Raw genomic sequence first — 20,948 nt, 5'->3', positions numbered from 1 at the left:
CCTAACATGGCTAGCAAAAACAAGAAGCTGAATCTTAAAGACAAATACCAGTATCTGACGCGTGACATGGCGTGGGAGCCAACCTACGAGAAGCACGAAGATATCTACCCGGATGAGAGTTTTGAAGGCATCAAGATCCTTAACTGGGACCAATGGGAAGATCCGTTCCGCCTGACCATGGATACCTACTGGAAGTATCAGGCAGAAAAGGAAAAGAAGCTTTACGCCATTTTTGATGCGTTTGCCCAGAATAACGGCCAACAGAATATTACAGATGCCCGCTACGTAAACGCTTTAAAGCTGTTCCTTTCTGGCATCTCACCCGTTGAATACGCTGCATACCAAGGTTATGCGCGAGTGGGCCGCCAGTTTAGTGGTGCCGGTGCGCGAGTAGCCTGCCAGATGCAAGCGATTGACGAGTTGCGCCATGCGCAAACGCAGCAACACGCGATGAGTCACTACAATAAGCACTTCAATGGATTGCACGATGCCTCGTATCAGCACGATCGGGTCTGGTTCCTGTCGGTTCCCAAATCCTTTTTTGATGATGCACGTTCTGCAGGCCCGTTTGAGTTCCTGACTGCAATTTCCTTCTCGTTTGAATACGTGTTGACCAACCTGTTGTTTGTTCCATTCATGTCTGGTGCTGCCTACAACGGAGATATGGCAACGGTTACATTCGGCTTTTCCGCGCAGTCGGATGAAGCACGCCATATGACGCTGGGTCTTGAGGTCATCAAGTTCATTCTGGAGCAACACGAAGACAACGTGCCCATCATTCAGAAGTGGATCGACAAGTGGTTCTGGCGCGGCTTCCGCCTGCTGAGTCTGGTGGGCATGATGATGGACTACATGCTGCCCAACAAGGTGATGTCCTGGGCTGAAGCCTGGGAAATGTATTACGAGCAAAGCGGTGGTGCCCTGTTCAAGGATCTTGAGCGTTATGGCATTCGCCCGCCCAAGTATCAGGATGTTGCCAACGCCGCCAAAAATCATTCCAGCCACCAAACCTGGGCCACGTTCTATCAGTACAGTCAGGCGACCAACTTCCACACCTGGATGCCGCAGGAAGAAGAGATGGCCTGGTTGTCTGAGAAGTACCCCGAGACTTTCGACAAGTACTACCGTGATCGCTTCGAGCATTGGGACAAGGAGCAGAAGGAAGGGAATCGCTTCTATAACAACACGCTTCCCCAGCTTTGTCAGGTGTGTCAGATACCAAACATTATGACCGAGAAAGACGACCCGACGGTGTTCAGCCATCGCCAGATCAAGCACGAAGGCGAGCGTTATCATTTCTGTTCGGATGGTTGCTGCGACATTTTCAAGAATGAGCCTGAAAAGTACATCCAGGCTTGGCTGCCTGTGCATCAGATATATCAGGGTAACTGCGGCGGTGCGGACGTAGCGACAGTGGTTGAGAAGTATTATCACATCGTTCCTGGCGTCGACAATATGGAATATCTTGGCTCGCCCGATCACCAGCGCTGGCTGGATATCAAAGGTCTGAAGCCCCTCTCCACAAGTCGTCAAAAGAAAACTGCCGCCTGACCTGACTGGATTTGCCCGCCCTCTTGGCTGTGGTCAGGCGGGTCTCTATAACAAAAAGGAGTGCACCATGAGTGTTAACGCTATTTCCGAGTATCACGCCGAACCCAAAGATCGAGTCGAGAATTTCAATGGCATGCAGCTGCTTTATGTCTATTGGCCCCATCACCTGATGTTCTGCGCCCCTTTCGCGATGCTGGTAGCGCCGGATATGACCTTCGGTGCTTTTGTGGAGGAGTTACTCAAACCTGCGGTTGCGGGGCACCCGGATTCTGAAACCGCGGATTTCCTGAATGCGCAGTGGCGGCTTAACGAGGAGGTATTCACGCCGGACCTGGCGGTCACACTGATCGCCAATGGCATTGACCACAAGAGCATGCTGACCGTAACCACACCGGGCCTGGAAGGTATCCAGGGTTCTGCATCCTGAGGACTGAGTGATGAGCTATACCGTTACCATCGAACCGATTGGCGAACAGATTGAAGTTGAAGATGGCCAGACTATCCTGCAGGCCGCACTGCGCCACGGTGTGTGGTTACCGTTTGCCTGCGGTCACGGAACCTGCGCGACCTGCAAAGTCCAGGTGATCGACGGTGATGTGGATGTGGGTGAAGCCTCACCCTTTGCGCTGATGGACAGCGAGCGTGAGGAAGGCAAGGTTCTGGCCTGCTGCGCCACCCTTGAAAGTGACGTCACCATCGAAGCGGATATTGATGTGGATGAGGACTTTGAGGGCTATCCGGTTGAGGATTATCAGGCCACCGTTACAGAAGTCGTCGACCTGTCGCCGACCATCAAGGGTGTGCATCTCAAGCTCGACCGTGCGATGACCTTTCAGGCTGGCCAGTACATCAACATCGAGCTGCCTGGCGTCGAGGGACCCAGAGCCTTTTCCCTGGCTAACCCTCCCAGTCGCTCGGATGAGGTGGAACTGCATGTTCGGCTGGTCGAAGGCGGGGCAGCGACAACCTATGTTCATCATCAGCTCAATGTAGGCGACACCATGAGCCTGTCTGGTCCTTACGGGCAGTTTTTCGTACGCAGCTCGCAGCCGGGCGATCTTATATTTATTGCCGGCGGCTCAGGGCTTTCCAGCCCTCAGTGCATGATTCTGGACCTGCTGGAAGAGGGTGACGAGCGCAAAATCGTGTTGTTCCAGGGCGCCCGCAATATGGACGAACTCTATAACCGTGAGCTGTTCGAAGCACTGGATCGTGACCATGAAAACTTCACCTATGTTCCAGCCCTGAGCCAGGCGGAAGGCGACGCCAGTTGGCAGGGCTTCAAGGGCTATGTGCACGATGCCGCGAAAGCACATTTTGACGACCGTTTTTCCGGTCTGAAAGCCTATCTCTGCGGGCCTCCTCCGATGATTGATGCAGCCATCACCGCACTGATGCAGGGCCGCCTGTTCGAGCGGGACATTTTCATGGAGAAATTCCTCACGGCGGCCGACGGAGCAGAAGATGCACAGCGTTCTGCCCTGTTCAAAAAGATATAAGCGAGGCCAGTCATGGGAGAGACGTATCAGGTCACTGAGCAGCGCAGCGGTCAGACGTTCCGTTGTAAAGCCGGCCAAAGTGTCCTCAAAGCCATGGAGCAGCAGGGGCTGAAGTGCGTGCCGGTAGGCTGCAGGGGCGGCGGTTGTGGCTTCTGCAAGATCACTGTGCTCAACGGCGATTTTGAGTGTGGAAAGATGAGCCGGGTGCATGTCCCCCCGGGAGCAATTGAAGAGGGCGAGGTGCTGGCCTGCCGCATCTACCCACTGGGCAATCTGATTATTGAATGCCGTCCGCAACCTGCGGGCAGGCTCGCGAGCGAGCACACAACAACAAAAGTACTGAGGTAAGCATCATGAAGAAGGGTGTAATGCGTCCCGGCCACGTGCAGATCCGTGTTCTCGATATGGATGAGGCCGTCAAACATTATAAGGACCTTTTGGGCCTTATCGAAATGGACCGTGATGACCAGGGCCGCGTGTACCTGAAGGGCTGGACGGAAGTGGACAAGTTCTCCGTCGTCCTTAGGGAAGCTGATGAGCCTGGCATGGACTTTATGGGCTTTAAATGCCTCAACGAAGACGTGCTGGGCCAGTTGCGCAGTGAACTCATCGAGCGTGGCTGCGAGGTTGAAGATATCCCTGCGGGCGAACTGAAAGATTGTGGGCGGCGGGTTCGTTTTATTGCGCCTACCGGCCATGCCTTTGAACTCTACGCCACCAAAAAGCAGACCGGTAAATGGGGCGTAGGCAATCACAACCCGGAAGCCTGGCCGCGCGGCCTAGAGGGTATAAAGGCCACACGCTTTGACCACTGCCTGCTCTATGGCCCGAACCTGGATGAAACTCTGGATCTGTTCCGGGATGTTCTCGGTTTTGACTTGGCAGAACAGGTCATTGCGCCTGATGGCAAGCGGGTTGCTCAGTTTTTGACGGTCAGTACCAAGGCTCATGATATCGCGTTTATTCACCACGAAGAGCCGGGCAAATTTCACCACGCGTCGTTTTTCCTGGAGACCTGGCAGGATGTTCTCAAGGCGGCAGATCTGCTGTCCATGACAGACACCTCCATTGATATTGGCCCGACCCGTCACGGCCTCACCCATGGCCAGACCATCTACTTCTTTGACCCCTCCGGTAACCGAAATGAAGTGTTTGCTGGCGGTGATTACCACTACCCGGACCACGAACCGGTGACCTGGGATGCAGAAGAACTGGGCAAGGCCATTTTCTACCACGACCGGGTTCTGAACGAGCGCTTCCTGACGGTTCTGACGTGAATCTCTTTTGGTTTAACAGGGCATAGCAGCAATGAAAGAAATCAAGCACTACATCAACGGGCAATACGTGGGTTCGGCCGGTGGCCGGCTGTTCGACAACGTTAACCCGGCTACCGGCAAAGTGATCGCCAAGGTTCACGAAGCCGGGCGAGAGGAAGTGGATGCGGCCGTGCAGGCGGCGAAAGCTGCCCTGCGTGGCCCTTGGGGCAAAATGACCGAGGATCAACGCGGTGCCATTCTGCACAAGGTGGCGGACGGCATTAACGCGCGTTTCGACGAGTTTCTGGACGCCGAATGCCTGGATACCGGCAAGCCGAAATCTATGGCCAGCCACATCGACATTCCCCGGAGTGCGGCGAACTTCAAAGTGTTCGCTGACATGGTCAAGAGCGTGCCCGCGGAATCGTTTGAAATGCCAACGTCGGATGGCACCGGAGCAATTAACTACGCGGTACGTCGGCCTAAAGGTGTGATTGGGGTGATCAGCCCCTGGAACCTGCCGTTGCTGCTGATGACCTGGAAAGTGGGGCCGGCCCTGGCGTGCGGTAACACGGTTGTGGTCAAGCCTTCGGAAGAAACGCCGACGACGACGGCGCTGCTGGGGGAGGTAATGAAAGACGCCGGCGTTCCGGATGGCGTATTCAACGTGGTTCATGGTTTCGGCGGCGACTCCGCGGGCTCCTTCCTGACCGAACACCCTCTGGTGGATGGTTTTACCTTTACCGGTGAAACCGGCACGGGCGAAGTCATCATGAAATCTGCGGCCAGGGGCATTCGTGACATTTCCCTGGAATTGGGTGGCAAGAATGCCGGGCTGGTGTTTGCTGATTGCGACATGGACAAGGCGATTGAGGGCACCATGCGCTCCGCGTTTGTCAATTGCGGTCAGGTGTGTCTGGGCACGGAGCGGGTCTATGTCGAGCGTTCCATCTTTGATGAGTTTGTAGCCCGACTTAAAGCCGGTGCTGAAGGGCTCAAAGTGGGCCCTCCTAACGACCCCGAGGCCGACATGGGGCCTCTGGTCAGTCTCAAGCACCGAGAGAAAGTTCTGTCCTTTTACCAGAAAGCGGTGGATGACGGCGCGACGGTCGTCACCGGTGGTGGTGTGCCGGATATGCCGGAAGAACTGGCAGGTGGTGCCTGGATACAGCCTACCATCTGGACCGGCCTGGCAGATGACTCGGCCGTGGTGACCGACGAAATTTTCGGCCCCTGTTGCCACATTCGCCCCTTCGACACCGAAGAGGAAGCCATCGAGCTTGCCAACAGCCTCCCTTACGGTCTCGCGTCTGCGATCTGGAGTGAAAACATCACTCGTGCGCATCGTGTCGCTGGCCAGATTGAAGCCGGGATTATCTGGGTGAACAGCTGGTTCCTGCGGGATTTGCGCACTCCGTTCGGTGGCAGCAAACAGTCCGGTATTGGTCGTGAGGGTGGTGTGCACTCCCTGGAGTTCTACACCGAAATGAAGAACATCTGCGTCAAGCTATGAGGCGGGTATGACGGTGAACTTGGCAACTACAACCAGCCCCGAGATTGGTCGCGAAATTGTCGCGGCGGGTTACCGGACGAATCTGCACGATGAGGGTGACGGTTTCCCGGTCATGCTGATCCATGGGTCTGGTCCTGGTGTAACTGCTTGGGCCAACTGGCGGCTGGTCATTCCAGAGCTGGCCCGACAGCGCCGAGTAGTGGCGCCGGACATGCTGGGGTTTGGCTACAGCGAGCGCCCGGAAGATCAGTCTTACAACCGGGATCGCTGGGTCGACCACGCGCTTGGCGTTATGGACGAGTTGGGGCTAAAGCAGGTGGACCTGATTGGTAACTCCTTTGGCGGAGGAATTGCCTTGGCTCTGGCGATTCGATACCCCGAACGGGTTCGTAGACTGGTGCTTATGGGCAGCGTCGGGGTGAGCTTTCCGATCACCCGGGGGCTGGATGAGGTTTGGGGCTATCAGCCCTCCCTTGAGTCCATTCGCCAGCTTTTGGATACCTTTGCCTTTGACCGGAGTCTGGTGGATGACGAGTTGGCCCAGCTGCGCTATCAGGCCAGTATTCGCCCCGGTTTTCAGGAGTCATTTGCCGCTATGTTTCCGGCGCCACGCCAACGGTGGGTAGACAGCCTGGCCAGCCCGGAAGCGGACATTCGTGCTTTGCCCCACGAAGTGCTGGTCATCCACGGCCGTGAAGATCGGGTGATTCCGGTTCAGGCGTCCCTGACACTCGCAAACTGGATCGATCGATCCCAGCTTCATGTCTTTGGCCGGTGTGGCCACTGGACTCAGATTGAACACGCCAGCCGCTTTGCGCGATTGGTCAACGATTTTCTCAGCGAAGCCGATGTCATGGCTTCAGGAGCACTTTAATGGAACAGAAACGAATTCAGGAACTGGGCGACGAACTTTATCAGGCCATGCTGGCCCGTGAAGCCGTTGACCCGCTTACCAGCCGCGACGAAGACATCACCATCAATGATGCTTACCACATATCTCTGCGTATGCTGGAGCGTCGGCTGGCCTCTGGTGCGTCGGTAATCGGTAAGAAAATCGGGGTCACCAGCAAAGCCGTGCAGAACATGCTTGACGTGCACCAGCCGGATTTTGGCTATCTGACCGATGACATGGTGTTCAACAGCGGTGAAGTGGTGCCTATCAGTGACCGCTTGATTGCTCCGCGGGCGGAGGGCGAAATTGCCTTTATCCTCAAGAAAGACCTGGTCGGCCCTGGGGTGACCAACGCGGATGTGCTGGCTGCCACCGAGTGTGTGATGCCTTGCTTCGAGATCGTCGACTCCCGCATCCGTGACTGGAAGATCGCAATTCAGGACACCATTGCCGACAACGCCTCCTGTGGTTTGTTTGTGCTGGGTGATCAGGCCGTCTCGCCGCGCAAACTGGATCTGGTGACCTGCGGCATGGTGGTTGAAAAGAATGGTGCCGTGCTAAGCGCAGGGGCCGGTGCTGCCGCCTTGGGTTCGCCAGTGAACTGCGTCACTTGGCTTGCCAACACGCTGGGTGAGTTTGGTATTCCGTTAAAAGCCGGTGAAGTCATTCTTTCCGGTTCGTTGGTGCCACTGGAGCCGGTCAAGGCCGGAGATTATATGCGCGTCGACATCGGCGGCATTGGCAGCGCCTCCGTGCGCTTCTCCTGAATTGAAGGTAAGGAGATAGTCTTATGGCACGCATGGAGCCGTTACCCGTTCAGACTAACGAAGAGCTGGGAGAGAAGTTCGCCTTCTTCGAGCGCACGCTGGGTTTTGTTCCCAACAGTTTTCTGGTGATGCAACGTCGTCCGGAGCTCGTCAAGGCAGTGACGACCTTGTCTGCAGCGGTTTACGACCCCAAAGGCGAGGTGGATCTTGGATTCAAACGCTTAATCGGCCACGTGGCGAGCGCCGCGGCCGGTTGCCAATACTGCCGTGCCCACACTGCCGTCAGCGCCAGTCGTCACGGCATTCCGGCGGAGAAGCTGGAAGCGGTCTGGGACTTTCACAACAGCGCCCTGTTCAGCGAGCGCGAAAAGGTGGCTCTGGAGTTTGCACTGGCCGCCGCATCTCAGCCCAATGCTGTGACCGACGAGTTATTCAAGCAGCTGCGCGTTCACTGGAATGAGGGCGAGATCGTAGAGCTGCTGAGCGTTGTCGGCTTGTTTGGCTTTTTTAACCGATGGAACGACAGCCTGGCGACGCCGCTGGAGGCGGAGCCAGAGGCAGTCGCCAATGCACATCTGGCTGCCAGCGGCTGGAACGCTGGAAAACATGGCCACCAGGCCTGGATACGGAACACAGAGGATTAAACGATGGCCAAGAAATTGAAAGCAGCCATCATCGGTTCGGGCAATATAGGCACCGACCTGATGATCAAGATTCTGCGTAATGGTAAGCACGTTGAAATGGGTGTCATGGTGGGAATCGACCCTGAATCCGACGGCTTGGCACGTGCCAGCCGCATGGGTGTTGCGACTACCCACGAAGGGGTGGATGGTCTGGTAAACATGCCGGAATTTGCCGATATCGATATCGTATTTGACGCCACCTCAGCCAGTGCCCACATGCACAACGAAGTGTTCCTGCGTGGCCATAAGGAGAGCCTGAAAATTGTTGATCTGACACCGGCGGCCATCGGCCCCTATTGTGTTCCGGTCGTCAACCTTGAGCAGAATTTGCAGGAAGGTAACGTCAATATGGTGACCTGTGGCGGCCAAGCCACCATTCCGATGGTGGCGGCGGTGTCACGTATTGCGAAAGTGCACTACGCCGAGATTGTGGCGTCTATCTCCAGCAAGTCCGCTGGCCCAGGTACACGAGCCAACATTGACGAGTTTACCGAAACCACCTCCAGAGCCATTGAAGTGGTTGGCAGTGCCCGGAAGGGCAAGGCCATTATCATCCTGAACCCCGCGGAGCCACCTTTGTTGATGCGGGACACGGTCTACGTATTGTCTGATGCGGCGGATGAAGCCGAAGTGGAAGCTTCGGTTGAGGAAATGGTGGCCGCGGTTAACAGTTACGTACCAGGCTATCGCCTCAAGCAGAAAGTGCAATTCGACCGGATTCCGGCTGACCAGCCGATCAACGTTCCGGGGCTGGGACGCTTCAGCGGCCTTAAAACCTCCATCTTCCTGGAAGTAGAAGGCGCTGCCCATTATCTTCCGGCCTATGCCGGCAACCTCGACATCATGACCTCTGCAGCACTCGGTACCGCCGAGCGTATTGCCGAGTCGTTGGTCAACTGAGGAGACAGAATCATGACGTTTAATCCCGGAAAAAAACTGTATATCTCCGACGTGACCCTGCGCGATGGAAGCCACGCCATCCGACACCAGTATTCGATCAAGAACGTGCAGGACATTGCCCGTGCCCTGGACAAGGCCAAAGTTGACAGCATTGAAGTGGCCCACGGTGACGGGCTTCAGGGCTCCAGCTTCAACTATGGCTTCGGGGCCCACACCGATCTGGAGTGGATCGAAGCCGTGGCAGAAGTGGTTACCCACGCGAAAATCGCGACTTTGTTGTTGCCTGGCATTGGCACTGTTCACGATCTGGATGCTGCGTATAACGCTGGCGCACGCGTCGTTCGGGTTGCCACACACTGTACAGAAGCAGATGTGTCACGGCAGCACATCGAACACGCCCGCAAGCTGGGTATGGATACGGTTGGCTTTTTAATGATGAGCCATATGCAGACCCCACAGGGCCTGGCTGAGCAAGCCAAGTTGATGGAGGATTTTGGTGCTACCTGCCTGTATGTAGTGGATTCCGGCGGGGCCATGGGCATGCACGACATTCGCGATCGTTTTCGTGCGCTGAAAGATGTGCTCAAGCCCGAAACGCACACCGGCATGCACGCACACCATAACCTCAGCCTGGGGGTGGCTAACTCTATTGTGGCCGTGGAAGAGGGCTGCGATCGTATTGATGCGAGCCTTGCCGGTATGGGTGCAGGCGCGGGTAACGCACCTCTGGAAGTGTTCGTTGCCGCCGCGGAGCGTATGGGCTGGGAGCATGGTACTGATCTTTACACACTGATGGATGCGGCCGATGACATTGTGCGCCCGTTGCAGGACCGCCCTGTAAGAGTGGACCGCGAAACCCTGGCGCTGGGTTATGCCGGGGTGTACTCCAGCTTCCTGCGCCATGCCGAAGTGGCGGCGCTGAAGTATGGCCTGAAAGCTGTGGATATTCTGGTAGAGCTCGGCCGCCGCCGCATGGTAGGTGGCCAGGAAGACATGATTGTGGACGTGGCGCTGGACCTTCTGGCCGCCCAAAAGGAGCAAAACGCATGAGTAAGACACTGAGCCGCGAACAGGTTCTGGCCATGGCTGAACACGTGGAAAACGCCGAGCTGCAGGCCTACGATATCACTAAGGTTACCAATGACTACCCGGACATGACCTTTGAGGATGCCTACGAAGTACAGTGGGAAATCCGCCGCCGCAAGGAAGAGCGTGGCAATAAAATTGTCGGCTTGAAAATGGGCCTGACCTCTTGGGCCAAGATGGCGCAGATGGGTGTGGAAACCCCAATTTATGGCTTCTTGGCGGACTACTTCAGCGTGCCTGATGGTGGCGTGGTGAACACCAAAGAGTTGATTCATCCGAAAATCGAAGCCGAGATTGCTTTTGTTACCAAGGCCCCCCTGAAAGGTCCGGGTTGCCATGTCGGTGATGTACTGGCGGCAACCGACTTCGTGATCCCGGCGGTTGAGGTGATCGACTCCCGCTATAAGGACTTCAAGTTCGATCTGGTGAGTGTGGTGGCCGACAACGCTTCTTCCACCCGGTATATTACCGGTGGCCAGATGGCCTACGTGGCGGATGTGGATCTGAAGACGCTGGGTGTGGTGGTCGAGAAAAACGGTGAAGTGGTTGAAGTAGGTGCCGGCGCATCGGTATTGGGTCATCCGGCGTCCAGCGTGGCGATGCTGGCGAACCTGCTGGCGGAGCGGGGCGAACATATCCCGGCGGGCACGTTCATCATGACGGGCGGCATTACCGCCGCCATTTCGGTGCAGCCCGGTGACAACATCACTGTGCGTTATCAGGGCCTGGGCACAGTGTCTGCCCGCTTCGAGTAAGGAGGATGTATGCCGATTGCCCAGTTGTATGTCATTGAAGGCAGGACGGACGAGCAGAAAGAAACTCTGATCCGGGAAGTGAGTGAAGCCATGGCTCGCTCCCTGGACGCACCTCTGGAACGTATCCGGGTGATGATTACCGAGATGCCGAAACAGCACTTCGGGATAGCCGGCCAGTCGGCGAAAAAGATGGGGCGTTAGCCGATAAGGTGTTGGCAGATGGGCGGGCTGCAGTCCCTCTGAGTCAGAAGGAGGGAGTCGGTGTGACGTCAGTGGTGCTGCGCAGGTCGTGCTGGTATTTAGTCATCTTAAACCGGATGATTAATGAAATTGCATAAAGAGGCCTGTATACCATGCTCAGCATACTCATGATCGGCGCAGGGGGTATTGGCGGCTATTACGGTGCGCGGCTCGCTGAGGCGGGCCATCGGGTTGTGCTTACGGCTCGTGGCGCACACCTTACTGCCTTGCAGTCAAAAGGTCTCGTGGTTCACTATGAAGAACGGCTGATAAAGTGCCGGGTTCCGGCAGTTGATCATGCTGCTTTGATACAGGACTGCCAGCCTGGCGATTTTGATGTGATTGCTGTCGCCCTGAAATCCACCGCGACAGAAGCGGTGCTGGATGAGCTTGGCCCCTGGCTGGCGCAAAGCGATGTGCCGGTTTTGTCGTTGCAGAACGGTGTGGACAATGAGCCGATGATCGCGCGGGTGCTTGGCGAAAGCCGTGTTCTGGGCGGGTTAGCGGTTCGCATTGGTGGCCATATCGTTGAGCCAGGTGTGGTTGAGGCAGAAGGTGTGGCTCAGATTGTTATGGGTGAGTGGCCCTGTGTTCCGGATGAGCAGGACGCCCGTCGCCCGCTTCTGGAAACCCTGCACAACGCCTTTGAGCTGGCTGGCATTCCTACGACGGTTTCAGATGATATTCGCTATGAGCTTTGGCGCAAGCTGGTGATCAACAACGGCGTTAATCCGATCTCGGCTCTCACCGGGCTGGACACGCAGAGTCTGACGCGACACCCGCAATTCAGCCGGATTGTGTACGGCATGATGGCAAGGAAAAGGGGCGCCCGCTGGAACTGGACAGTATCGCGGGGGCAGTGCTTCGTCGTTCCAGAGGGCTCGGAATCGACGCCCCCTATACCGCCACCGTTAATGCTCTTCTGGAGCATGGCCTGGGCTAGCGGTCCGTCAGCTTGATTTCGATACGCCGGTTTTTCTGCAGTGCCTCGAGTGTTGTGCCCTCTGCAACGGGAAAGAATTCGCCAAATCCTGCAGCGACCATCCGGTTTTGTGGCACGTTCTGGTTCGCAAGATAGCGAACTACCGCTACCGCCCGGGCGGTTGATAGCTCCCAGTTGGAGGGGAACTGCGGCGTATTGATGGGGATCAGATCGGTATGGCCATCAATGCGCAGAATCCAGTCCAGGTCGTCGGGGATTGTTTTAACGACATCGAGCAACACGCCGGCCAGCTTGTCGAGCTCGCGCTTGCCTGCGTCGCCCAACTGGGCTGAGCCGGAAGCGAACAGCAGTTCGGATGGCAGCAGGAAACGGTCGCCGACAATGCGGATATTTTCATTGGCGGCCAGAATGTTCCGCAACCGTGAGAAAAATTCGGACTGGTACTGTTCCAGTTGGTTGATGCGCTCTGCCAGCAGTGTGTTGAGGCGTCGGCTGACATTTTCCAGTTCGTCTTCCTTGTCGACGGTCATTTCTTTTTGCAGTTTCAGTGCAGTGGTTATCTGTCGCAGTTGGTTCTGAAGTGATGCAATCTGATTGGATAGCCGCAGGATCATGTTCTGCTGGCTGGCAGAAAGCTCGTCCTTGTCATCCAGCTCCTGGTTCATGTTCGCCAGTCTTTCAGTCCGGGCTTCGGCATCGGCGGTCTGCTGCATTAACTGGTTGCGGGAGGCGTCCAGCCGTTCCTGCAGGTCTTCGTTCTGGGCGAGACTGTCGCTGAAGTTGCTCTGAACGGTGAGCATTTGCTGCTCCAGAGCTTCCGTTTTGCTCTGTTCCAGCCCCAATAATTGAGATATTTCGCTCAGCCGCTGGTTCAGTCGGGCCAGTTCAGAGTTGCGATCTGAAAGCGTTTGGGACAGAAAAAGCTGGCTGACCACGTAAATCAACAGCATGAAAATCACCAGCATCAGCAGGGCGGAGAGCGCGTCTACATACCCCGGCCAGACGTTGGTGGTGCTTCGGCTCCGACGTCTGGATCCGATCATGGCTGGCGTTCATTGCTGGTGAACGGGTCGAGCAGGTTGGTCACACCGGTCAGCCATTCTTCCAGCCCGTCGTAGAAACGGTTCTGGGCATGGCCGGCCTGGATATCGAGAAAACCCAGAATCAGTGAGCCACCAAGGCCGAGCAGTGACGAACTGAATGCCGTCCCCATGCCCTGCAAGGGCGTCAGCAACCCCGTCTGAAGATCCGCAAATACCTTGCCGAAGTCGCCCTGGCCCATATCCAGGTTGGTAATGACCTCGCCAACCGCATTGATGGTGCCCAGCAAACCCCAGAAGGTGCCCAAAAGCCCCAGAAACACCAGGAGGTTGATAAAGTAGCGTGTAATTTCGCGCTGTTCATCCATTCTCGAATGAATGCCATCGAGCACCGTCCGAAGTGACATGGTAGAGAGGGTGAAACGATCACGCTTGGAGTCTTCGCCTAGCTGCCGTGCCAACGGCTTGAGCAGCCGGGGTTCTTCCAGCACCGAAAGGCCGGAATGGCCTGTGCGGAACTGGGCGATCCAGCGCAGTTCGGGGAATAACACGAAAACCTGACGATAGGTGAGGCCGATGCCGACAATCAAAACGCCAACAATTAACAGGTTGAAGACCCAGTTCGCCATAAAGGCGGTGGCCAAAGGTTTGTGGACCAACACGCCGACGACGGCAACAACTGCCAGAAAAAAGGTCATCCAGAAAAGGGTGTGTTTTGGATTACTCATGAAAAAAGCCAGCCTTTTGAGATGTTCTTCAAAACGTTAGCACAGACTGGCGGAACTTGGGGCTTAATTGGCGGAAGTATTGTGTGAGTGAATGTTTCCCGGCGAGGCGAGCCGCCACGCCGGGTGCCACTAATACGGATTTCAGCCTTGCTGCAGCGCCTGGACCACAGCTTTGGCAGCGCCCTCGGATGAAGCCGGGTTCTGGCCGGTAATCAGTTTGCCATCTACAACAATGTGCGGAGCCCAGTCGTCACCCTTGGAGTAGGTTGCGGTGTTTTCCTTCAGCATGTCTTCGAGCAAAAAAGGTACGATTGATGCAAGACCAACTGCTTCCTCTTCACTGTTGCTGAAGCCGGTGACTTCGCGACCGCCAACCAGGTTCTGCCCCGGCTTGATCTCCACATTTTTAAAAACAGCGGGTGCGTGGCAGACGGCGCCGATAACTTTGCCTTGCTCGTAAGCGGCTTTGATCAGAGCGACAGATTTGTCATCGTTCACCAAGTCCCACATAGGGCCATGACCACCCGGGTAGAAGACCGCATCAAACCCGTTCATATCGATATCGCTGAGTTTTTTCGTGCTGGCGAGCGATTCTTTCGCGTGTGCATCCTCCTGAAAACGGCGGGTAGTGTCTGTGAGAGCTTCGTCGGCTTCGCTGTTGGGATCAACCGGTGGCTTACCGCCTTTTGGCGATGCAATGGTGATGTTTGCGCCTGCGTCGCGGAATACATAATAGGGCGCAGTGAATTCTTCCAGCCAAAAGCCGGTTTTATGGCCAGTGTCGCCCATCTGGTCGTGGGAAGTCAGAACCATGAGAATGTTCATAGTACGCGTCCTTTTCGTTGAGTAGTGAAATTCACCTGTTTTACCAGACTTGTTACCTTGTTTTGTGCTGCTAGCCTGTTAATTCAACCATGGTGATGCCTATCTATTTACGCAACCTGAGCAGCCACAGATCTGAGAGTGTCTATACTTCCTGCATGTGGCTTTTTATGGATCAATTAAATAGGGTGTGGAGATGCTTGTTGAGGGGTGATAAATAATGCGCCCGCCTTTCCGCCGGAGCGCAGACTGTTTTTGTATAATAATGACGCCAACCGTATTGAGCGTTACGCCGGGCTTTGGCATCTCCCCGACCGAAAGATATGCTTCTCCGTTCCAGGAAACAGGATGATCGCTCACTTGTCAGTTTTCAGAAAAAAACTGTTTACCGCGGCCAGATTGCTCTTTCCTGTGCTGATAGTGGCTATGGTTTTCAGTCGATCCGGAGCGGCGGAGCCTCTCTGCAAAACACTGACGGTGAGCGGCAATCCGGAGTACCCACCGCTGCTGTGGGAGCATCCTCTATACCCCGAGCAGCTTACGGGTGCTGCGCCCGCTTTGTTGCGGGAAATTCTTGAAACTATGGGTGTGGAGCTGGAAGTTCAGAATCTCGGCTCCTGGGCTCGCGTTCAGCGCCTTGCGAGAGTAGGTGAGCTCGATATGATTGCCGGTGCTTTCATCACATCAGAGCGTATCCGGTACATGGATTATCTGCTGCCGCCTTTTACCCGCCTTCCTACCGCCGTTTGGGTGCCCAAAGACCAGGTGTTTGAGTATCGCCATTGGCCGGATCTGGTCGGGAAACAGGGAGGCACGCTGATTAATAACAGTTTTGGGCAAGGTTTTGACCGCTACGCAGCAAAGCATCTGGAAATTGTTGGAGTCCGGACTATTGAGCAATCTTTTGAGATGGCCTTGGCCGGGCGTGTGGATTACGTTTTGTATGAGCGATTGCAGGGGCAGGTAAAGCTCCAGCGTATGGGGCTGGCGGAAGAATTTGTACCTCTGGATGTGCCCATCAGCAACGAAGGACTTTTCTTCACGTTTTCCAAGAACTCGCCATGCAATACATTTGAATTCCGTGAACGCATCGCGGATCTCCTGTATAAACTGACTCTTTCGGGCCGCTTGGACGAGATTGTCAGTGAACACACGGCCCGTTACATGTTCCCGCAGCCTCAGTAGCTGCCGGCGGCTTATTTTCAACCTGTCAGAGAATTTCTATCAGCATGGCAATCTGGACCCGTAAACCGAACCTTGTGCAGTTGGCTAAAGCCAGTGCTAACACGGCAGTCAGCCACATGGGCATTGAGTACACTGAAGTCGGTGATGATTACGTGACAGGCCGCATGCCGGTCGATGAGCGCACGGTTCAGCCTTTTGGCATTCTCCATGGAGGGGCATCGGTGGTGCTGGCAGAGACCTTAGGCAGCATGGCTGCCAACGGCTGCCTGAAAGATCCGAATACCGTGGCCGTCGGGCTTGAAATCAATGCCAACCATATTCGTCCAGCCACCAAAGGCTGGGTTTATGGAACGGCCAGACCCATCCATATTGGCAATGCGACTCAGGTATGGGAGATCCGTATGGAAAATGAAGAGGGTAAAACGACCTGTATCTCTCGCCTGACGATGGCGGTTACAAAACGACCGTAGACCCTCTCCAGCCTGTCGTCGTCAATCGAACGACGGCAGCTCCGGTTTGGCAATAGGTTTGCCGGCTTCCTGCCAGGCGTCAAACCCGCCCTCAATCGACTGTACGTAAAGGTAACCCATCTCCTGCAAAGCTTTGGCGCTCAGCGCTGCACGGCCCGAGTTTTTGCAGTAAATCACAATCTTCATGTCGCGATTGGCCAGCGCCGGATCATTGCTGAACTTGAATTCCAGCAGGCCTCGGGAAATGTTGGTGGCCTGGGGCACGTGGCTCTGCCGGTATTCGTCTCCGTCACGGACGTCTACCAGCAGATCTGCGGCCTGGATCGCCTCGTCGGCGTCGTTCAGGGAGATCTCCTGAATATGCTTTCTGGCTTCGGCGACAAAATCCTGGGCTGTTTTCATGGCAAGCTCTCCTTACGGTCAATGTGCTGTCAGATTAAGCCATAATGCCCGAGCGCGTCACCCGCCAGGTGTGTTAGATTCAGTGCCACAATGTCATGAGGAAGCTATTGTTATGGGTGCGCAGGAAGCCCGCAAAGGTGTCTTTTACGGCCTGTTCGCCTACACCATGTGGGGCTGCTTCCCGCTGTACTTCGCATTGTTTGAGGGGGTGCCCGCCTGGGAGATAGTCGCCCATCGGGTCGTCTGGTCCTGCGTTTTACTCGCCGTTATTGTCACGTCCCTGAAACGCTGGCAGCCCGTGAGAGCAGCACTGGCCCAGCCGAAAAAGCTCGGGTTTGTTCTCGGTTGCGCCGTACTTATTGCCGTGAACTGGGGTGTGTACATTTATGCAGTTGAAACCCGGCAGGTGCTGCAAGCCAGTCTTGGCTACTTCTTGACGCCACTGGTAAACGTTGGGCTGGGCATGCTGGTACTCAAGGAGAGTATTTCCCGGTTACAGATTGTCGCTGTAGCCTTGGCGACCATCGCGATTCTCTATCAGTTGCTCCTGCTTGGTGTGGTGCCCTGGATAACGCTGGCGCTGGCGTTCAGTTTCGGAACTTACGGATTACTCCGCAAACAGGTTGCGCTGGACGGGCTCTCAGGCCTGTTTGTGGAAACGCTGCTTTTGTTGCCAGTGGCTATCTTGGCCCTCACGGCCGTCAGCTATGCCGGAGCATCGCACTTTTCGGAAGATACAACGACCATGCTTTTGCTGCTTTCCAGCGGCGCAGTGACAGCGATTCCTCTGCTGGCCTTTGCCGGTGCAGCTCGCAGGTTGCGTTTGTCGACGGTCGGATTCCTGATGTACATCAACCCTACCATCCAGTTCCTTATTGCATTATTGGTGTTCAGTGAACCGCTCAGTATGGAAAAGCTGACAAGTTTTATCATGATATGGACGGCATTGGGGATCTATTCCTGGTCGGCCTGGACCGGGCGAGCCAGGCCATTACCATGAAACAGCCGATAATCGGATATCACAAAGATGAAGAAGACCACTGGGTCGCCCGACTGGCCTGTGGTCATAACCAGCATGTACGTCATACCCCGCCGTGGGTTAACAGGCCCTGGGTGACTACCGAAGAGGGACGGAGCTCCATGCTTGGTTTTGAGCTTGCTTGCCGAAAGTGCGACGAGGGTGCTGCGCGCGATTTTGTGCAGGATAAGACATAGTTTTTATTCAAGATATTTCGGATTTTGTCGTTAATATCTTGAGATAACGCCTTTCCGAGGATCTGCCGAAATGAATTTCATGAACAACCTGCGCATACGAACCCGCTTGCTTCTGGCTGTGCTGATACCGGTGCTGATTACAGCTGCCACCGTCGCCTGGATTTCCGTGAGTCAGATACAGGCCAATGGAGAGGCAGAATTGAAGCGCCTTGAGTCGAGCTTGCTGGAGGCTCGAAAGACAGGGCTGAAAAATCTGGTTGACGCTGCAAAAGCAGTAGTACTGGAGGCTAAAAACAATCCTGCACTTTCCGAAGACGAAGCCAAGGCAGCCGCGGCATCGCGTTTACGCTCCATCCGGTTTGAGAAAACAAACTACGTGTTTGCTTACAGGCGTGATGTATACAACCTGGCATACGCCCCGGATCCTTCCAAAGAAGGCCCGAGCAATAACCCCACGCTCAAACGGCTGGTTGGGAACCTTTTCGATGCCGGGGAATCTGGAGGCTACTACGGCTATGACTGGCTGAACCCGGCCTCCGGCAATGAAGAGCCCAAGGTTTCCTATTCCACGGTCATCCCGGGTTGGGACTGGATGATCGGAACCGGTGTCTACGTTACTGATATCGACAAGAAGGTCGCCGCGGCGCGTGTCGAAATCGAGAATAACATTGTCTCAACCCTAGGCTTTATCCTGCTGGTCACCGTTATTGTTGTGGTTATTTCATTGGTAATCGGTGTTTTTGTTGGCCGGACGGTAACAAGGCCATTGAAGATCGTCAGCGATATAATGCAGGAAATCGCTGACGGCGAAGGCGATCTGCGTCAACGCTTGCCGGACGATGGCAGAGATGAGCTTTCTGAGCTGGGACGTCGCTTTAATGCCTTCGTTATTAAAATCCAGGCGACCATTCGGGAAGTAGGTGCCACGACAGATCAGGTTGCTTCCGCTGCGGAAGAGCTAAGTCGTGTTGCCAATGAAACGCGGGCGTCGGTGCAAGAGCAGGGTTCGGAAACGGACCAGATTGCCTCAGCGATTAATGAAATGGCCGCGACCATCCAGCAAATTTCTGGTAACGCCAGCGAAGTGGAAGGCGCTGCATCGGATGCTGATCGCATGGCCCGGGAGGGCGGCGAAACCATTGCAAGTGCTCAGGGCGCGGTAAACAAGCTGTCTGAGGAAATCCAGGAAAGCGCTCTCAGTATCAATGCGCTGGCAGAAAAATCCGACGATATTCAGCAGGTTCTGGGTGTTATACACGCGGTCACAGAACAGACCAATCTGCTCGCATTGAACGCGGCAATAGAGGCTGCCCGCGCCGGCGACCACGGTCGCGGTTTCTCAGTGGTCGCAGATGAAGTGCGCCAGCTTGCGCGGCGCAGTGCGGAGTCTGCAGATCAGATCCGGGAAATGATTGATGGCTTCGTGAGCGAGTCACGCTCCGCTGTCGAGCGCATGAACCGATCCCGGGATCGTTCGTCCGAAACGGTGGAGCGTATTAACCACGCGACAGGCGCTCTGGCCACCATCGAGGCGTCCATCGGACAGATTCACGACCAGGTTGCCCAGATTGCCACAGCGGCCGAGCAGCAAAGCCAGGTGGCGGAAGAAGTCAATCAGAACGTAGTGCGTATTGTCGATGCGGCGCAACGTAGCGACACAGGGGTAACCCAGACCAATGAAGCGAGCCATGAACTGGCCCGGCTGGGCGAACGATTGCGAGATCTTGTGAGTCAGTTCAAGGTCTGATTGAGGCATTGTGGATATCGGTGCGCCCGTGCCTGCTGGAACAACTCTTGGCGCCGGGCGTCATCACAGGCTAAGATTATGGGCGCTTTCGCGATAAAGATATAACATAACAACACGACAAGTGGTGCTAACAATGATGACTCGCCTGTTCAGAATGGCAGCGGTGGTGCTGTTGTTCTCCGTCAGTTCGCTCGGTATGGCTCAGGAAAGCTTTACCCTTCGCCTTGCACAAACCTGGGGGCCCAATTCTCCTATTCTCGGTGAAACCACCGAGCACATGGCGCAAATGGCCGAAGAGATGTCTGGCGGTCGCTTGAAAATCCGTATCGACAGTTCCAACAAGCACAAAGCGCCGTTTGGTATTTTTGATCTGGTCCGCAACGGTCAGTACGACATGGGACACACCGCCTCTTATTACTATAAGGGCACGATCCCCAACGCGATGTACTTCACCACAGTGCCCTTTGGTCTGATTGCTCCTGAAATGTACGCCTGGTTTTACTACGACAGGGGCATGGAGCTGATGCAAAAGGTTTACGAGCCGTTCGGTCTGATGTCCTTCCCGGGTGGCAATACCGGCAACCAGATGGGCGGGTGGTTCAATAAAGAGATCAACTCGGTAGCGGATCTCAAAGGCTTGAAAATGCGTACCCCGGGGTTTGCGGGTGAAGTTATGGCCGAGCTTGGTGTTGCAGTAACCAACCTGCCTCCCGGTGAGCTATACACAGCACTTGAGCGCGGAACGGTTGATGCGGTTGAATGGGTAGGGCCGGCTCTCGATTTCCCCATGGGCTTCCATCAGATCGCCAAGTACTACTATTCAGGCTGGCAGGAACCAGGTGCAGAAGTTCAGTTCCTGATTAACGATAAAACCTGGAAAAAGCTGCCTAAAGATCTGCAAGCAATTCTGCGGATCGCCATGCGTACAGCGGCTTATGACATGTACATCCAGACCACCCACGAAAGCGGTGTGGCTTGGGCTCGCATGAAAGAAGACTATCCGAACGTAACGCACAAGACGTTCCCGCCGGAAGTTATAAATGCGATGCGAGAGACAACCAACAAGTTGCTGGCCGAGGCCGCTGAGAAGGATGATCTGGCCAAAGAGATTATCAACTCCCAGCGTGATTACCTGAAGCAGGTTCGCCAGTGGACCAACATTTCTGATAAGGCCTACCTGGACAGCGTCGCTGGCCAATAAAATCTTCCAACAAGCCCCGGCCGCCCCAGCAGCCGGGGTGTTTTCCTGACAGG

At 55.4% G+C, this 20,948-nt stretch carries 24 protein-coding genes and 1 pseudogene; 21 read left to right on the top strand and 4 right to left on the bottom strand.

From position 1 onward, the window contains the following. Positions 1 to 6: 6 nt before the first annotated feature. The 15 genes and pseudogenes from ACN0V1_RS01505 to ACN0V1_RS01435 all read left to right on the top strand — a co-directional run bounded on the left by ACN0V1_RS01505 (position 7) and on the right by ACN0V1_RS01435 (position 12,085). The gene (locus tag ACN0V1_RS01505; RefSeq protein WP_417543285.1) at positions 7 to 1,551 is read left to right on the top strand and encodes an aromatic/alkene/methane monooxygenase hydroxylase/oxygenase subunit alpha; all 1,545 of its coding nucleotides are present in this window, start codon (positions 7 to 9) and stop codon (positions 1,549 to 1,551) included. Between the two features lie 67 nt (positions 1,552 to 1,618). After that, the gene (locus ACN0V1_RS01500; protein WP_417543284.1) at positions 1,619 to 1,978 is read left to right on the top strand and encodes a phenol hydroxylase subunit P4; all 360 of its coding nucleotides are present in this window, start codon (positions 1,619 to 1,621) and stop codon (positions 1,976 to 1,978) included. A 10-nt stretch (positions 1,979 to 1,988) separates the two neighbouring features. Next, the gene (locus ACN0V1_RS01495) at positions 1,989 to 3,050 is read left to right on the top strand and encodes an NADH:ubiquinone reductase (Na(+)-transporting) subunit F (protein ID WP_417543283.1); all 1,062 of its coding nucleotides are present in this window, start codon (positions 1,989 to 1,991) and stop codon (positions 3,048 to 3,050) included. Positions 3,051 to 3,062: 12 nt separating this feature from the next. After that, the gene (locus ACN0V1_RS01490; protein WP_417543282.1) at positions 3,063 to 3,398 is read left to right on the top strand and encodes a 2Fe-2S iron-sulfur cluster-binding protein; all 336 of its coding nucleotides are present in this window, start codon (positions 3,063 to 3,065) and stop codon (positions 3,396 to 3,398) included. A 5-nt stretch (positions 3,399 to 3,403) separates the two neighbouring features. Next, positions 3,404 to 4,327 (top strand): catechol 2,3-dioxygenase, encoded by a 924-nt coding sequence (locus tag ACN0V1_RS01485; protein WP_417543281.1) that lies wholly within the window; start codon positions 3,404 to 3,406, stop codon positions 4,325 to 4,327. Positions 4,328 to 4,358: 31 nt separating this feature from the next. Further along, the gene (locus ACN0V1_RS01480; protein ID WP_417543280.1) at positions 4,359 to 5,819 is read left to right on the top strand and encodes a 2-hydroxymuconic semialdehyde dehydrogenase; all 1,461 of its coding nucleotides are present in this window, start codon (positions 4,359 to 4,361) and stop codon (positions 5,817 to 5,819) included. A 7-nt stretch (positions 5,820 to 5,826) separates the two neighbouring features. Next, a complete protein-coding gene (locus ACN0V1_RS01475) occupies positions 5,827 to 6,693 on the top strand; it encodes an alpha/beta fold hydrolase (protein ID WP_417543279.1) in 867 nt (288 codons plus the stop codon). Continuing rightward, positions 6,693 to 7,478, top strand: a complete 786-nt coding sequence (gene dmpE / locus ACN0V1_RS01470) for a 2-oxopent-4-enoate hydratase (RefSeq protein WP_417543278.1) — start codon at positions 6,693 to 6,695, stop codon at positions 7,476 to 7,478. Before ACN0V1_RS01475 ends, dmpE begins: the two co-directional genes overlap by 1 nt. 23 nt (positions 7,479 to 7,501) lie before the next feature. Then, entirely contained in the window at positions 7,502 to 8,122 is a 621-nt protein-coding gene (locus tag ACN0V1_RS01465; protein ID WP_417543277.1) for a carboxymuconolactone decarboxylase family protein, read from the top strand. 3 nt (positions 8,123 to 8,125) lie between these two features. After that, complete coding sequence (locus ACN0V1_RS01460) at positions 8,126 to 9,061, top strand: acetaldehyde dehydrogenase (acetylating) (protein WP_417543276.1); 936 nt, start codon at positions 8,126 to 8,128, stop codon at positions 9,059 to 9,061. 12 nt (positions 9,062 to 9,073) lie between these two features. Beyond that, positions 9,074 to 10,111, top strand: coding sequence for a 4-hydroxy-2-oxovalerate aldolase (gene dmpG / locus ACN0V1_RS01455; RefSeq protein WP_417543275.1), 1,038 nt, complete (start codon positions 9,074 to 9,076; stop codon positions 10,109 to 10,111). Beyond that, positions 10,108 to 10,902 carry a 2-oxo-3-hexenedioate decarboxylase gene (dmpH, locus tag ACN0V1_RS01450; RefSeq protein ID WP_417543274.1) on the top strand — a complete coding sequence of 265 codons (795 nt, stop codon included), beginning with the start codon at positions 10,108 to 10,110 and terminating at the stop codon, positions 10,900 to 10,902. Before dmpG ends, dmpH begins: the two co-directional genes overlap by 4 nt. Positions 10,903 to 10,911: 9 nt before the next feature. Continuing rightward, a complete protein-coding gene (locus ACN0V1_RS01445) occupies positions 10,912 to 11,103 on the top strand; it encodes a 2-hydroxymuconate tautomerase (RefSeq protein WP_417543273.1) in 192 nt (63 codons plus the stop codon). 152 nt (positions 11,104 to 11,255) lie between these two features. After that, a pseudogene (locus ACN0V1_RS01440) lies at positions 11,256 to 11,897 on the top strand (ketopantoate reductase family protein); the annotation flags it as partial. Positions 11,898 to 12,001: 104 nt separating this feature from the next. Further along, entirely contained in the window at positions 12,002 to 12,085 is an 84-nt protein-coding gene (locus tag ACN0V1_RS01435; protein WP_417543634.1) for a hypothetical protein, read from the top strand. Here ACN0V1_RS01435 and ACN0V1_RS01430 read toward each other — a convergent pair. The 3 genes from ACN0V1_RS01430 to ACN0V1_RS01420 form a co-directional block, all read right to left on the bottom strand. Continuing rightward, entirely contained in the window at positions 12,082 to 13,128 is a 1,047-nt protein-coding gene (locus ACN0V1_RS01430; RefSeq protein WP_417543272.1) for a peptidoglycan -binding protein, read from the bottom strand. The two genes, ACN0V1_RS01435 and ACN0V1_RS01430, sit on opposite strands and share 4 nt — an antisense overlap. Further along, on the bottom strand, positions 13,125 to 13,853 hold the full coding sequence (locus ACN0V1_RS01425) for a flagellar motor protein MotA (RefSeq protein WP_291947758.1): 729 nt from the start codon (positions 13,851 to 13,853) through the stop codon (positions 13,125 to 13,127). Before ACN0V1_RS01425 ends, ACN0V1_RS01430 begins: the two co-directional genes overlap by 4 nt. Before the next feature lie 141 nt (positions 13,854 to 13,994). Further along, positions 13,995 to 14,678: a type 1 glutamine amidotransferase domain-containing protein gene (locus ACN0V1_RS01420; protein WP_417543271.1), complete on the bottom strand. Its 684-nt coding sequence runs from the start codon at positions 14,676 to 14,678 to the stop codon at positions 13,995 to 13,997. A 357-nt stretch (positions 14,679 to 15,035) separates the two neighbouring features. On the opposite strand from ACN0V1_RS01420, the gene ACN0V1_RS01415 reads away from it, so the two are divergent. Next, complete coding sequence (locus ACN0V1_RS01415) at positions 15,036 to 15,860, top strand: substrate-binding periplasmic protein (protein ID WP_417543270.1); 825 nt, start codon at positions 15,036 to 15,038, stop codon at positions 15,858 to 15,860. A 44-nt stretch (positions 15,861 to 15,904) separates the two neighbouring features. After that, on the top strand, positions 15,905 to 16,330 hold the full coding sequence (locus tag ACN0V1_RS01410) for a hotdog fold thioesterase (RefSeq protein WP_291947752.1): 426 nt from the start codon (positions 15,905 to 15,907) through the stop codon (positions 16,328 to 16,330). Between the two features lie 21 nt (positions 16,331 to 16,351). Here ACN0V1_RS01410 and ACN0V1_RS01405 read toward each other — a convergent pair whose 3' ends face one another. Then, positions 16,352 to 16,732, bottom strand: coding sequence for a rhodanese-like domain-containing protein (locus tag ACN0V1_RS01405; RefSeq protein ID WP_417543269.1), 381 nt, complete (start codon positions 16,730 to 16,732; stop codon positions 16,352 to 16,354). 112 nt (positions 16,733 to 16,844) lie between these two features. On the opposite strand from ACN0V1_RS01405, the gene rarD reads away from it, so the two are divergent. From rarD to ACN0V1_RS01385, 4 genes are all read left to right on the top strand, one after another. Continuing rightward, a complete protein-coding gene (rarD, locus tag ACN0V1_RS01400; protein WP_417543268.1) occupies positions 16,845 to 17,732 on the top strand; it encodes an EamA family transporter RarD in 888 nt (295 codons plus the stop codon). Continuing rightward, the gene (locus ACN0V1_RS01395) at positions 17,729 to 17,947 is read left to right on the top strand and encodes a DUF3565 domain-containing protein (protein ID WP_417543267.1); all 219 of its coding nucleotides are present in this window, start codon (positions 17,729 to 17,731) and stop codon (positions 17,945 to 17,947) included. Before rarD ends, ACN0V1_RS01395 begins: the two co-directional genes overlap by 4 nt. A 70-nt stretch (positions 17,948 to 18,017) precedes the next feature. Next, complete coding sequence (locus ACN0V1_RS01390; RefSeq protein WP_417543266.1) at positions 18,018 to 19,694, top strand: methyl-accepting chemotaxis protein; 1,677 nt, start codon at positions 18,018 to 18,020, stop codon at positions 19,692 to 19,694. A gap of 154 nt (positions 19,695 to 19,848) precedes the next feature. Beyond that, the gene (locus ACN0V1_RS01385) at positions 19,849 to 20,895 is read left to right on the top strand and encodes a TRAP transporter substrate-binding protein (RefSeq protein WP_417543633.1); all 1,047 of its coding nucleotides are present in this window, start codon (positions 19,849 to 19,851) and stop codon (positions 20,893 to 20,895) included. Positions 20,896 to 20,948: the final 53 nt, after the last annotated feature.

Origin of the sequence: Marinobacter sp. (genome assembly GCF_048266785.1) — a bacterium.
In the GTDB taxonomy this organism is placed as follows: Bacteria; Pseudomonadota; Gammaproteobacteria; order Pseudomonadales; family Oleiphilaceae; genus Marinobacter.
The sequence above is the reverse complement of the archived record's forward strand: the minus strand, read 5'-3'. Positions and strand labels throughout refer to the sequence as shown.